This window comes from Ureaplasma canigenitalium ATCC 51252 (assembly GCF_000712165.1).
Classification (GTDB): domain Bacteria; phylum Bacillota_I; class Bacilli_A; order Mycoplasmatales; family Mycoplasmoidaceae; genus Ureaplasma; species Ureaplasma canigenitalium.
The window spans coordinates 1-14,812 of the sequence record NZ_JONZ01000004.1 but is presented as its reverse complement, the minus strand read 5'-3'; the positions used below and the strand labels follow the sequence as shown (position 1 = coordinate 14,812).

Below are 14,812 nucleotides of genomic sequence, written 5' to 3'. Positions count from 1 at the left end.
TATGAAAAAAAATCAAATGAGAAAATATTTAGGTTTAGGTTTGGGACTTCTAACGGTTTTAGGATCTATCGCTATTGTTGCAGTTGCTTGTAATAAGCAAAAAGGACAGAAAGGAAGTGGAGAATTAAATAAAAACAAACCACTTCACGATGGCGGACATGATTTACAACTGACAGAACAAGACCATGCGAAAATCATAAATGTTCCATCCCCTGCAGAATGATTTGAAAAATTTAAAGCTCAGGTTTCTAAACCAAGACCTTATGTTGATAAAAATATTGAATTAAAATACGACTTCAAATTACCTAAATCAAAACAAGTTGAAGGAGATGTGTTATTTAAAATTGGTGATAAAACCATCTGGGATGTTGAACAAAAAGACATTCCAATCCAAAAAGTAGAAGAAATTTTAAGTGTTTTTCAAAACCCCCAACTAATTCCACATCTAATTAATGATACAAATATTTTCGGTTCAATCAAACCAGAAGATCTTGAAACGGGTAGCGATGCCAATAAACGAAAAATTAAACCATTTAGATTTAATACAAACCTTCGTCAACAAGGTAATCCGAGTTTTAATCTTCCGTTATTTCATAATGTATTATTCCGTCGCGATTTTTACACAAGTGATGTTTATAACTATAATATCCAACATGGTATTTACCAAGATATCGTTTATGGTAGACCATTAAATGATGATAACTATCGAGTTCGTTGAAATAATGTTACCCTGCGAAATTTCCGTCCACTAAAAGGTGCAATTCTTAATTTTGATAAATTACTTCAGGAACTTCACGTTGAAAAGCCTTCACCAAAAGGTCCTAATAGTCGTGAATTAACTCCAAAGAAAATTAAGTTAATTTATCAAAAAGAAGATGATTCATCAATTAAAAAAGAAGTTGTGGTTCAACCTGTTTATCTAAAAGAAAGGAATCAATATTTTGAGGCAGCAATAGACCTAGGAATAGGTACACCAAAAGGCGTTTATAACCTTGACCGTGTTATTGATTTAGATAACGATAACAAAGAGTATGATTTTATTTTGGATGACTTAAAAAAAGCTTATCAAATTAAAATTTTTGGTGAAGACGAGCCAATAACTCCTTATCCATTCTTTGAATGAAACGTTAGAATACTTGAACGTTATAAAGGAGCACTATTTGATCCTAACTTATCATTAGAATTTGATGAGGAGCAGCTAAGAGAAAATCAAAAACATTTAAATGGCAAATCATATAACTTTCTTCCACCATTAAAGTTCACTAAACCTTATTGATTACTAGATATTAATGATCTTGATGCTGCTCTTGCATCTGCTCTTTTTGTTGCAAAAGAAGATTTAAATGATTACACAAGAGAATATGTAATTACTAATCATAATGAAAAAGATCATTCTTTCGAAGTTGCTGTTAAATTCAGAAACAACAAAACAAAAAAAGAATATGAATCAAAAAAATTGATTCTTAGATATAGTAATCTTTCTTTTGAAAATACTACCGCTGAGCTAACTTTTGAATCATTCGCTAATGTTTCGACTTGGAATAGCAAACCTCAAAATAAAAAGAAATATGAAGAAGTGTTAAAAACACTTAATTTTAGCAACCTAACACAAGAAGAACTGTCGAAAATAGTGACAGTGACCTTCAGTGATACCGATTTTCAATATCATGCTACTCCGCGAGTAAAAATTAGTGTTGATGCTAAAAAGATTATTACTCTAAAAGTTTATGTGTCAAACAAATGGGTTAACGGCAAACCAACATATAGTCAGGAAGCAGATATTCCGCTAAAGGAATTTAAGTTAAATTTATTTAATATTTAGATAATGTATAATTTTACAATATATATAAAAACATAAGGTTGTATTTTAGATGAAAAATTTAAATGTTGACCCACGAATTAAGGAAGTTTTGATTACTGAGGATGAGATTGATCAAAGAGCTTTTGATGCAGCTCAATGGATTAATCAAAACTATGTCGGCGAAACACCAATCCTTGTTGGAATTCTAAAGGGTTGTATTCCCTTTTTAGGGAAACTTTTACCTAACATCACTGTTGACATTACCCTTGATTTTATGGCTATTAGTAGCTTTAAGGGTGGAATAAAAGCACAAACTGAACCCGAAATTGTCACTGATTTAAAATCTGATGTTAAAGACCAAGATGTTATTCTTGTTGAAGATATTGTTGATACAGGTAATACCATTTCTTTAGTTATCGACCTTCTTCATAACCGTGGTGCAAGAACTGTTAAGTTAATTACCTTACTTGATAAAAAAGAAGGACGAAAGACGAACCTTGTTGCTGACTTTGTGTGTTTCGATATACCTAATGTTTTTATTGTAGGATTTGGATTAGACTACCAAGAAATTATGCGTAATTTTCCCTATATTGGGGTCTTAAAAGAAGAAGTTTATAAAAAATAAAATAGAGGATGATATGAGTTTAAAAAAACTAATTAACTTCTTTGCTGGGAACAATAATAATCGGTCAGAGAACAAAGATAAAGAAGATTTAACCCAGCCGAGAAAGAATGATTCTAGTGATAAGAAACGCGTTAATTGACGAAAAATTCTTATTTACTTTTTTATCATTGCAGCGATTGTAACAGTTATTGGTCTAATTATTTACTTTTCAACAAGACGCGGTTACGAAGAAATTCTTGTGAAAAGAGCTCATACTGAACTGGTTGGTAACAAACGAGAATTAAAATTAGAGCGAAATGATCCTGAAGGTAAAAATATTGCATTTACATTTACTGAACAAGCATTAATTAATGCTGAAGTGCAACGTCGAAGCGATACAAAATACCTTGTCATTGCTAATGTTAAAGACTTTGGTGCGAAGTATGCTTTTTATGTAATTAGAAGCGATGCGGACAAATGATATATCGGGGAAACTTTAATTCGTGAAACTCACCTAGACCCTAATAACCCAAAAAACGAACTTCAAAATGATGATTTTGGATGATTTATTCACCTCGTTACTCAAAAAGCGGAATATCCTAGAGCAGGCGTTTCTCCACAAACTTACATCTCTCCAATTATTTCCATCATATTATTTATCTTCTTTATGTGATTCATTATGCGTGCGAATAGAGCACAAAGTGAATCATTACTCGGAATTGGTAAAGGCGATGCTAAATTAACAAAATCAAAAGTTCGTTTTACTGATGTGGCTGGAATTGCTGAGGTTAAAGAAGAATTAATTGAAATCGTCGATTTCCTAAAACAACCAAAAAAATATGTTGCGGCAGGCGCTAGAATTCCAAAAGGTGTAATGCTTTATGGTCCTCCAGGTACTGGTAAAACTTTAATTGCGAAAGCAGTTGCTGGTGAAGCTAATGTTCCATTTTTTCAAACAACAGGTTCTACCTTTGAAGATACCTTCGTTGGTGTTGGAGCACGTCGTGTTCGTGAATTATTTGAAAAAGCACGAAGATCAGCTCCAGCTATTGTGTTTATTGATGAAATCGACTCAGTTGCGAAAAAACGTGGTAATTCATTAAATGCGGTTCAAGACCAAACAATTAACCAATTATTAGCTGAACTTGATGGTTTTGAAACATCAAGCGGAGTTATTGTGATTGCCGCTACTAACCGTCTCGATACACTTGATGATGCTATTCTTCGTCCTGGTCGTTTTGACCGTCATATTTCAGTAAACCTTCCTGACATTCTTGAACGTGAACAAATCCTTAAAATTCATAGTCGTAATAAGAATATTTCAAGTAAGGTTAAGCTTGCGGATATCGCTCGTCGAACGGCTGGGTTTTCTGGTGCTCAACTTGAAAATGCATTAAATGAAGCCGCTCTTCTTTCGGTTCGTGAGAACTCTCCTTCAATTACTCTTCATCACCTTGATGAGGCAATCGACCGTGTGATTGGTGGGCCGAGTCGAAAGAATAAGGTGATTGACGACCGAGAACGTGAACAAATTGCTTATCACGAAGCAGGTCACGCTTTAATTGGTCTTTACCTTCCTGGTGTTGATGTTGTTCAAAAAATTACTATTGTAGCTCGTGGTCAAGCCGCTGGTTATACTCTTCAAACTCCTGAAAAACAAGAAAACACTTTACAAAGAAAAACTGATTTAATTGCTAGAATCCGTGTTGCTCTTGGTGGTCGTGCCGCAGAAGAATTAATTTACGGAATTGATAACATTACAACCGGAGCTGCAAACGACTTCTATAAGGTAACAAAAATTGCTCGAGCAATGGTTGCGAGCTTTGGTATGACTAAACTTGGGTTAACTCAGCACATTCCAACTGAAGGTGTTGACAACCCTTACCGTAATAACTATAGCAATGAACTTGGCTATGAAATCGATAAAGAAGTTGAATTATTGATTCAAGAACAATATAAACTTGCTAAAGAAATGATTCTTGAACACCGTGATGAATTAAATTTAATTGTTGAAACATTACTTGAACTTGAAACAATTATTAAACCACAAATAGATTACATTCACGAACACAAAAAACTTCCTCCAGAAGTTATTGAACATCGTGAAAAAATGAAAGAAGCGAAGGAAACTGAAGATAGCAAGGAATAATTACTAAATAGTTGACAGATGTTAACTATTTTTTCTTTAAGGGGTAAATTATGGTTGATATTAATTTAATAAGAAATAATATTGAAGAAGTTAAAACACGGTTAGCTACACGTGGTTTCGATGTTTCTAAGGTTGATGAAATTGCTATACTTGACCGTAAAATGCGTGAACTACTCGTTAAAAAAGAAAACCTAACAGCAGTTAAAAATCAAAAATCAAAAACAATAGGTTTGTTAAAAGACAAGAAACAAGAAAGAGACAAATTATTAGAAGAGGTTGCTTTATTAAAGAATGAAATTAGTACAATCGAAGATACTTTTAATAAAGTAAAAGAAGAATTAGATGAAAAAATTCTTTATATTCCTAATTTACCTGCTAAGAATGTGATTATTGGTAAAGATGAAAATGACAACAAAGTCATTAAGACGGTAGGAGACATACCAAATTTTGATTTCAACCCCAAAGCACACTGGGATTTAGCAATTACGAACGCTTTAATTGATTTTGATCGTTCCACAAAGGTAACAGGTTCAAGATTTATTATTTATACTGGTTTAGGAGCTCGATTATACCGAGCACTGCAACTTTTTTGTCTTCATAACAATATTAAAGATTTTCACTGTAAAGAAATTCACGCACCGGTAATTGTCCATTCTGATTCACTTTTTGGGACCGGAAATCTACCTAAATTTAAAGATGATCTTTTTAAATTAGATGATTCAAATTATTATCTTTCACCAACTGCAGAAGTTCAATTAACTAATCTTCATCGAAATGAAATTATTAAAGGAGATGCTCTCCCTTTTTATTACACAGCTAATACATCCTGTTTTAGATCTGAAGCCGGAAGTGCTGGTAAAGATACCCGCGGTGTCATTCGTCAGCATCAATTTAATAAGGTTGAAATCGTTAAAATTGTAAGACCAGAAACAAGTTGAGAAGAACATGAAACATTAACTAGAGCTGCTGAAACTATTCTAGAAAAATTAAATTTACCTTATCGACGCATTCAATTATGTACTGGTGATATGGGTTTTAGCAGTGCTATGACTTATGATATAGAGGTTTATCTTCCCTCATATCAAGCCTATAAGGAAATTTCAAGTTGCTCTAACTGTCTTGATTTTCAAGCTCGTCGAGCGAAGATCCGTTATCGTGATAATGCTAAGGATGATACCAAATTTGTTCACACTCTTAATGGTTCATCTTTAGCCATTGATCGTCTTTGAGCTGCTGTTGTTGAGAACTACCAAAAAATAAACGGTGAGATAGAAATACCCGAAGCACTTAAGCCTTTTCTCCTATTTTAATTTGTTTTAGTCAATACTAGATGCCTTAAAAGGTATCTTTTTTTTACTTTTTTCCCTTTAACCTAAGGAAAAATACGTGAGAAAACAAAAAAATAAAAATTTTTTTTAAAAATTGATACAATCAATTACTTTTAGAAAAAACGGTGATAACCTTGAAATTAAAAACTAAAAAAATATTACAAATTCTTGCTCCTATCTTTGTAGCTGTTCCTGTCGTTGCTACTATAGCTGCTTGTACACCAGGACAAAAAAGCAAAGATGTTGCAACTCCAGGTGGAACAACAACTCCAGGTGGTAGTGAAACTCATAAAACCGCAAAAAGAAACATTGATCTAGACTTTACTAAATATGGTATTCCTAAATATGAAGGTCAAGTTAAGACAAGAACTTTACTTCATCCAGCGGCTATTTCAGAAAATAAATTAAATGCTGAGGGTGTTTTTAGATTTCAACTGCACCACAGTCCAGTTGAGGGAGTAACAGGTGACTGAGTTGCTTTCGCGACAGAAGTTAAGTCAGCAAATGACAATACCCTTGTCGAACCTTTAAGCATAAAAAAAGCTACTACTAAAGCCGATGAAACTCCTGGAGTTGAATTTAAGTTAATTTTCCATTTCGATAAAGAAAAACTTGAAAATGGTAAGTACTATACATTCATCTTCATTAAAGCTGACGGTAGCGAACGTGTTGTTTTTAACGACCAAAACATCCAAAATAGTAGAGATATTTTCCCTTCAAAATACCCTGCTTAATTTTTTATAAAAAGCACCAATTTTACGGTAAAATTTGGCTTTTAAAAATAAGCGATATAAATTCATTTTTTTTTGATAAAACCACCATTTTAAAAACACTTAAAAATGGTGGTTTTTTCTTACAAAAACAAATTAAAAATATTAATCAAAAACTCTATTAAAAAATGTTAAGATTATTACCGTTTTCAACTTTCTATACCAAAGGTTGTGAATAATAAAAAAGGAGGAAAATTAGATGGAAAAAACTTTCCTACATCTTAAGGATATAACCAAAACCTATGATGATGGATTTACAGCAGTAAACAAATTTGATTTAAAAATAAATAAAGGTGAATTTGTCACCTTTCTCGGCCCATCTGGATGTGGAAAAACGACGATGTTAAAGATCATTGCTGGTTTTGAAAACCCCACAAACGGTAAGATACTTTACAATGGAATTGACATAAAGGATATGGCAATTAAAGAGCGACCAACATCAACGGTTTTTCAAGACTATGCCCTTTTTCCGAATATGACTGTAAAGCAAAATGTGGAATATGGTCTTAAATTAATGCGAACACCAATGGACAACATTGAACAAAACATATATGTTCAGGCCGATAAGGTTTTTCAAGCCGCTAAGAAAAAAGCCATAGAAAAAATTAATCAACTAAAGAAGCAACGAGTTGAACTTCTAGCTGAGATTAAAAAGCTTGATGAAAAATACCTAAAAAACGAAAACATTAATGCCATTAAGGATATGAGAAGAATCCAATATCTTGCTACCCTTGATGAATTGTATAAAAAACGTGGTATACAAAGAAATGAAAAGGATTCATTAATTTCCCGTATTAAAAATTTTTTTAATCGAGAAAAACTAGATTTAAATAATCCAATCGATAAGGAAATTTTCAACCTTAAAAAGTGATATAAAGAAAAAAGTTCAATCGATAAAAAATACGATTATATAACCTATAAATATAACGACCTTGATTATTGAGAATCATACTGAGCAACTTATCCTGAATTAAAGAAAGAACAGTTTGAGAAACATAATATTACAAGAAGACTAACAAAAGCAGAAGTTGAAGAAAAAGCACTTAAAGTGCTTAAACTTGTCGGTTTAGAAAATAAACTAAATTCGTATCCAGCCGATCTTTCTGGTGGGATGCAACAAAGAGTTGCTTTAGCTAGATCAATCGTTATTGAACCAGAAATAATTCTACTTGATGAACCATTAAGTGCTCTTGATGCAAAGGTAAGAAAACAGTTACAAGATGAAATTAAAAATCTTCACAAAAACTTAGGGATTACCTTTATACTAGTAACCCATGACCAAGAAGAAGCTCTTAGTTTGTCTGACAAGATTGTGGTGATGTCAAATGGACAAATCCAACAAGTTGGTTCGCCTCAAGATATTTATGATTCACCATCAAATTTATGAGTTGCGAACTTTATTGGTAAGACAAATATTTTTGAAGGTAAATACCTTGAAAAAGGTAAAGTAGTTTTTGATGATATTGTTTCAAAAACAGATGTTGTCGATGGTTTTGACGAAAATGAAGAATGTTTAATTATGATTCGTCCTGAGGATTTTGATGTTTTGAAGAAGGATCAAGGTTCAATTAATGTTAAAGTAATTTCAAAACTTTATCGTGGTCAGCTATGAGAAATTAAATGTCAATACCAAGATATGATTATTCATGTTGAAGACATTAATGAAGTTAATGTTAATGATGAAATTGCTCTTGATTGAGACGATATTGATGTGCATGTAATTAGGATGAGTGATGATTATCAAAAAGTTACCAAGGAATATGTAATTAGTGATGAAATCTAACGAATTTACAAACACAGGTACTATTAATTATTCATCATCAACATCAATTAGTGCTAAAGAAATTTATCAAAATTTAAACATCGACTTAAAGAAACATCCCCATCAAAAAGAATACCGAAAATCATTTAAAACAAAGCTAGGACTTAATAAAGGTATCGTCTTGTGTTTACCTTATTTTTTCTTGACTCTTTTTTTATTAATCGTTCCTTTAATCATTATTGTTGTTAAATCTTTTACACCAAGCAATAGTGTTAAGGATGGAATTACCTCAACTAATGATAATTTTGAAATCATTAGAGGTGTCGTAATTGAAAAAATTGGTCACAGTTTTTGAATTTCCCTTGTGACGACCTTTATATGCATTATCCTTGCATATCCATTCACTTATTTTGTCAGCATTAGTAAAAATAAATTAGTGAAAACCATTGTAATTGCTTTAATAACTGCTCCTATTTGGATGAGTCTCCTTGTAAAGTTGATTGGTATTAAGACATTTTTCGATGTGGTTAATGGTGAAATCAACTCAACATATGGTCACATTTTTACCATTATGGGTCTTACTTATGTTTACTTACCTTTTATGATGTTGCCAATTTACAACACATTAACAGTGATGCCAAGAAACATCATTAATGCTTCCTATGACCTTGGTCGAGGACACATTTATACCTTTTTTAGAATCGTTGTTCCGTACACAAAGAATGCTCTACTTTCAGGTATTTCACTGGTTTTTCTTTCAACTTTTACATCCGTAGCCGTTGCTGGTTTTTTAAATAATAGTAATGATGGAACTTTAATTGGTGAAATTTTATTTAATCTAGGACAAGGTGGAGCTTCGAGTTCTATCCAACTTTCGCGAGCTTCCGCGATTACCTTAATCATAGGGGTTATTTTAATTGCGGTTTATATCTTAGTAACTGTCATTCCTAAGATTGTGAAAAAGGTTTATCAAAAAATTACTATGGGGAGAAAAGTTAAAAATGAAAAAACCGAACTTTCTTAGTTTTCTTAGAACAAGTTATGTTTGAATTGTTTTACTAGTTATTTACATTCCGTTATTGATCGTTGTTCTTCTTTCTTTTACTTCTCCTTCGATCAAAGGGAATGTAACTTCGGCATTTAATTGAAATGATGGTTCTAATTATCTTTCCTTATCAACTAATCAATTTACAGAAGCACTTGCTAATACCTTAATTATTTCCATCGCAGTTGTTCCAACATCTGTTTTTATTGCGACAATAACTTGTTTTGGTATTTGAAATGCGAAGAAGTTTTATCAAAAAGCTACTACCATTTCAGCCCAAACGAATATTGTTATTCCTGATATCATTACCGGGATTAGTCTTGCAATGTTATTTGTTTTTACTGTTATTCCATTAGGTTTTAACTTTGGATTTGGAACGATTATTCTTGCTCATATTTCATACTGTACTCCGTATGCGATTATTCTTATTTATCCACGCATGCAGAAAATGAATAAGAATCTAATTCTTGCATCTTATGATTTAGGTTATGGAAAAATCAAAACATTCTTTAAAATTGTCATTCCTTATCTTCTTCCTTCGATTATTTCAGCAATTGTTTTAACTTTTGCTATGTCATTCGACGATTTTATTATTACCAAATTAGTTGGTGGTAAGGTTAATACGATTTCAACCGAACTTTATAGTATGGCTAAAGGAATTAAAATTTGAGCAATTGTTTTTGGTAGTTTGATGGTAATGGCTACCATCTTCGTAATTTCCATTATCGCTCTTGTTAAAGCACATGAACTGAGAAAAATCAAGAAAATTAATAACAAAATTAAGTTGGAAATTTGAAATAAGCAGGATTAAATATGAAAAAGAAATTAAACAAAAAAGCCCTTTTTTTGTCTCTTGGTCTTCTCCTTCCTACATCAGTAATTTTAAGCTCATGTACAACTACTAATAAACTAGTCGTTGGTAATTATGATGGCTATATGAGCGAAGAAATTATTACTGAAGCAAGTGAACAATTTAACAAAAACAACTTATCTTTTAATTATCATGATAACAACGAGGTTGTAGCCGGTTTTTTACAGTCGAGAGTGCTTGACACCGTTGTTGTATCTTCTTATGAAGTTGTTAAATTAGCTAAGCTAGGACTAGTTAAAAAAATTAATTGAGCTTCATTTAATCTTATTAATCCAACAACTAATAAAGTGATCAAAGATGTTGCTGAACTTGAAAATATTTACACACCTGAGGTGTGAAACATGATTGCTGCATATGATGTTGAATTAGGTGACATTGACAAGGATGGTAAACCAGATCGTTTGATTGAATACATGGTTCCTTACTTTTTCCAAGACCTTATTTTTGCTTATCGTGGCAAAGAAATTAAAGAACTTTCTAAGCCCGATGTAACCTGAACAGATGTGCTTAAATACATTAACGAAAACAACCCGGATAATCGTTTCCGTTTTGATAATGAAACTAATGTTTTCCTCGATGAAGAAAACGACTTTTACATTGAAAAAAATAAAAGTAAAGTTGTTATGATTGATGATGCAAGAACTGTTTATGACCTTGGTAAAATTCTTGATCACGAAGGCGATAATATTCTTAAAACAGAAAAAGAGAACGAAAAACAGATTATTGATATTTCAAAAAATATCACGATGATCACAAATAGTCTTAAAGAAGCTATTAGTGATAGTGAAAAAAACCGTTTACAAAATGAATTAAATCGATTAGAAAACTTATTAACTTTTTACAAAGCAAACACTAGTCCAAATGTTAATCTTCCAAACAGTTCAACCATCCCTTTTATTGATCAAAAATTCGACAACATTCTTAATGTGCTCAAGGATTCTCCTGTCAATACCATTAAGTTAAAGACAAGTTCAAACGATGTTCTGAATGACCTTTCTTTAATTAATGCTGTAGGAGCAATTGCATATAGTGGTGACATTGCAGCTTCTTTTAATGGTGGGGAATACATTAATGATGAAGCATCTGAATATCTAAAGAAAAGAACACCAACTAACGAGAATTTTCATATTGTAAGACCTAAAAATACTTTAAAAGCGCTTGATGGTTTTGTGATGTCAAAATTCATTTCACAGAAAAACGAAGAAGCGGCATTAAAGTTTGTCGATAAACTTTCTTTCGAAGGTCTTAATAACAAGAACGAGGAAGGTGGAAGCGATATTCTTCGAGAAGATTTGATCATTCATCGTGATAAATCGAATGATGAAATTAACGAATATGAAACTAGTCAAAACAATGAGACGGAGACTGGTAATATTTTTGACGACACCGGTTATTTTTATTGACCGTTACGAAACTTCGATTATGTAGCCTATACACCCGCTCTTAAATCAATTTTTGACTTTGTAGTTGATAAGAAAGATGGTTACCTTGGAGATAATGGTGCTCTTTATGAGTTAATCAGCAACCGTATTCGAGAACACATTTTAGATGATGAAAAAATTAAATACACTACTAAAAAAGAACGTCAAACGAAGCACAAGCAGTTAGAAAGTCTTATTAATTTACTAATTAATGTTTTCAACTTCTATGACAACGGGGATGATGAAACTGAACCTGTTCAAGAAATTCGGGAAGATCTTTTAAAGAAAACATATCAAAATTATAGTCTTGTTTATCAACCAGTTGGGGTAAGTCAACCGAATTCGGATGAACAAGTTTTATTAACAAATACGATTGCCCTTGGAAATACTATTCAACTCGATTTAAGTCAATTTAATAAAAATATCGAATATGAACTAGTTGAAGTTAAAAAAGTAACTGACGATGGTGAAGAGATTATTTTTAAAAAAGGTAATAAAGACGATACTTTTATTGAGCTACTTCACATTAAAAATATTGAAAATAAGAAAACGAATTTCACTTTAAATATTAAAAATCCTGATAATTCATCTTCAATTTATCACCATTTTGTTCAATTTTACGATACCTTTAATGTTCCAAAAAACACAGAATCTGTCCTAATTGTTGATATATATCGAATTTTAGTTCAACATATTTTTTATAATTTAAAAGCAGAATTTATTGAACAAAAAGACTTTAATGAAAAACTTAGAGATATTTATAAAGTCCGTTTTGATATCTCAAAAAACGATGATAATCTAATCGAACGATCAACAAATGACCTGTCTGTTGGTAATTTAAAAATTGCTTATCTGAAGTTTAGAGATAAAGTCTAGTTCGTTGAATTAACTAAAACTACATGGAAATTACTTATCAGTATAGCGATTTAGAAAAAAGAAAAGTAAAAGAAAATATTGAAAAAAATTTTGGCAAAATTAGTGAACTAATCTTGCTAACCAAAGAGCAACGGATTGTTCCGATTTACTACAATCTAGTTTTAATAAAGAAAAAAACTCACCAAATTTTAATGACCTTTGGGCTTGGTTCGTTTATTAGTCACAACGAAGACCACCAAAACAGTGAGCGAAGTGAAATCTATTTTGAATTACCGCTTGATTGACATTTTAGTACGACAAGTGATCAATGAGCAATTCAATATATTATTAATATTGTCAAATTAAGTTATGAGCGACATCATATGCTAAGTTGATACCAAGTTTTTACTTGTGTTAATCCAATTACCAACACAGATAAAATAGGTGTTTTTCTAGATGTTCCATCCTACGGGGACTGTTCAGTTAAGGTTGACGTTGGCCAAAGCTTTAATATTAGTTATTATGTCATCATCCTAATTACTGATCGGGAAGTGGATTATATTAAACGGTTCGGTCTAAAAGGAATTAACGAATTAAGTAAAATTTTTGACCGTCCAATGAACCGGTTAACTGAAATAAATAGAAAGTCATTTATTTAGAATGAAATCATTTAAGATTCAACCAAATGAAGCAAATCAACGGTTAGATCGTTTACTCTTAAAAAAATTCAAAAAGTTGTCTAGGACAGCAATTTATATGCTTCTAAGAAAAAACGATATTAAGATTAATGGTAAAAGAACTGCTGGAGATTACCAGTTACAAGTTGATGATGTAGTCAGTGTTTACACCGATGATAAATATCTAGAAATAGACCTTGATATTTCTTTTTCAAATGCCAGGGATTTAACGGATATAGTATATGAAGATGATCATATACTGGTTGTAAAAAAACCAATCGGTCTCATCGTTCATGATTTTGATGGTAAAAGTTATGACACCTTAAACAACCGAATCCTTAAATATCTCGCTAAAAAAGGGTATTACAATCCTTTTCAATCCTCGTCATTTACCCCGGGAATTGTACACCGTTTAGACCGGAACACAACCGGTCTAGTTTTAGCTTGCAAAACAGCGCTTAGTATGAGAGTCTTTAATGAACTTTTTAAAAATAATCAAATAAGTAGAAAATATTTAGTTTTAACTTATAAGCAGCTTCCTAAAAAAGATGACACAGTTTATCTTTTTATGGAAAAAGATTCTAAGACGAACCACATGGTTGTAAGCGATTATAAAAATAAAACGAATAAAACAGCTATAACTGAATATCATTTTAAACAAAAATACAAAAACTTCTTTATGTATGAAGTTTCACTGCATACCGGAAGAACACATCAAATTCGAGCTACCCTTAATTACTTGGGTGCTCCTATTGTTGGTGAACAATATTATATTAATAGTAATATTGATAAGAATCACAATTATGAATATCAATGTCTTGTGGCTTTTTCTTTGAAATTTGGAGACCTGAGTAAGTTCGATGAACAGTTAAAATACTTATCCAACAAAGAGTTCGTCCTTGACGATGTATGATTTCTTTCAAAATAATTTAATTTTAGTGTTGCAATCCTTCTTTCTTTTTGTTATAGTTTTATAGTGTATTTCTCAATAAGAAAAATCACTATCTTATAATTCATAACAACTATATTTTTAAAAGATCAATTTTGTTGTTCTTTTAGTTTGTTGTTTTGTTTGAGATACACGAATGTTCTTTGAAAACTAAATAGAATCCGTCAATTATAAAGAGTTTGATCCTGGCTCAGGATTAACGCTGGCGGCATGCCTAATACATGCAAATCGAACGAAGCCTTTTGGCTTAGTGGTGAACGGGTGAGTAACACGTATCCAATCTACCCTTAAGTTGGGGATAACTAGTCGAAAGATTAGCTAATACCGAATAATAACATAATTATCACATGAGAATATGTAGAAAGTCGCGTTTGCGACGCTTTTGGATGAGGGTGCGACGTATCAGATAGTTGGTGAGGTAACGGCTCACCAAGTCAATGACGCGTAGCTGTACTGAGAGGTAGAACAGCCACAATGGGACTGAGACACGGCCCATACTCCTACGGGAGGCAGCAGTAGGGAATTTTTCACAATGGGCGAAAGCCTTATGAAGCAATGCCGCGTGAACGATGAAGGTCTA

11 protein-coding genes and 1 rRNA gene are annotated in these 14,812 nt (G+C 32.0%); all 12 read left to right on the top strand.

Annotation, left to right across the window (positions count from 1 at the left end):
* The first annotated feature begins 1 nt into the window (after nt 1).
* Nucleotides 2–1,822, top strand: coding sequence for a Vmc-like lipoprotein signal peptide domain-containing protein (locus tag T416_RS0100060; RefSeq protein ID WP_031488796.1), 1,821 nt, complete (start codon nt 2–4; stop codon nt 1,820–1,822).
* 49 nt (nt 1,823–1,871) lie between these two features.
* On the top strand, nt 1,872–2,426 hold the full coding sequence (hpt, locus tag T416_RS0100055) for a hypoxanthine phosphoribosyltransferase (RefSeq protein ID WP_031488795.1): 555 nt from the start codon (nt 1,872–1,874) through the stop codon (nt 2,424–2,426).
* A gap of 13 nt (nt 2,427–2,439) precedes the next feature.
* Nucleotides 2,440–4,554, top strand: a complete 2,115-nt coding sequence (gene ftsH, locus T416_RS0100050) for an ATP-dependent zinc metalloprotease FtsH (RefSeq protein WP_051675815.1) — start codon at nt 2,440–2,442, stop codon at nt 4,552–4,554.
* 50 nt (nt 4,555–4,604) lie between these two features.
* A complete protein-coding gene (gene serS / locus T416_RS0100045) occupies nt 4,605–5,864 on the top strand; it encodes a serine--tRNA ligase (protein ID WP_031488793.1) in 1,260 nt (419 codons plus the stop codon).
* Nucleotides 5,865–6,016: 152 nt separating this feature from the next.
* Nucleotides 6,017–6,616, top strand: coding sequence for a Vmc-like lipoprotein signal peptide domain-containing protein (locus T416_RS0100040; RefSeq protein WP_031488792.1), 600 nt, complete (start codon nt 6,017–6,019; stop codon nt 6,614–6,616).
* Between the two features lie 235 nt (nt 6,617–6,851).
* Nucleotides 6,852–8,435: an ATP-binding cassette domain-containing protein gene (locus tag T416_RS0100035; protein WP_031488791.1), complete on the top strand. Its 1,584-nt coding sequence runs from the start codon at nt 6,852–6,854 to the stop codon at nt 8,433–8,435.
* Nucleotides 8,425–9,438 (top strand): ABC transporter permease, encoded by a 1,014-nt coding sequence (locus T416_RS0100030; protein ID WP_031488790.1) that lies wholly within the window; start codon nt 8,425–8,427, stop codon nt 9,436–9,438. Before T416_RS0100035 ends, T416_RS0100030 begins: the two co-directional genes overlap by 11 nt.
* Nucleotides 9,416–10,270, top strand: a complete 855-nt coding sequence (locus T416_RS0100025; RefSeq protein ID WP_031488789.1) for an ABC transporter permease — start codon at nt 9,416–9,418, stop codon at nt 10,268–10,270. The genes T416_RS0100030 and T416_RS0100025 overlap by 23 nt, the downstream gene beginning before the upstream one ends.
* A 2-nt stretch (nt 10,271–10,272) precedes the next feature.
* On the top strand, nt 10,273–12,627 hold the full coding sequence (locus tag T416_RS0100020; protein ID WP_051675813.1) for a type 2 periplasmic-binding domain-containing protein: 2,355 nt from the start codon (nt 10,273–10,275) through the stop codon (nt 12,625–12,627).
* Between the two features lie 23 nt (nt 12,628–12,650).
* Complete coding sequence (locus tag T416_RS0100015) at nt 12,651–13,265, top strand: suppressor of fused domain protein (protein ID WP_051675812.1); 615 nt, start codon at nt 12,651–12,653, stop codon at nt 13,263–13,265.
* 1 nt (nt 13,266) lies between these two features.
* A complete protein-coding gene (locus tag T416_RS0100010) occupies nt 13,267–14,211 on the top strand; it encodes an RluA family pseudouridine synthase (protein ID WP_031488786.1) in 945 nt (314 codons plus the stop codon).
* A gap of 188 nt (nt 14,212–14,399) precedes the next feature.
* Nucleotides 14,400–14,812: ribosomal RNA gene (locus T416_RS0100005) — 16S ribosomal RNA — on the top strand; the annotation flags it as partial.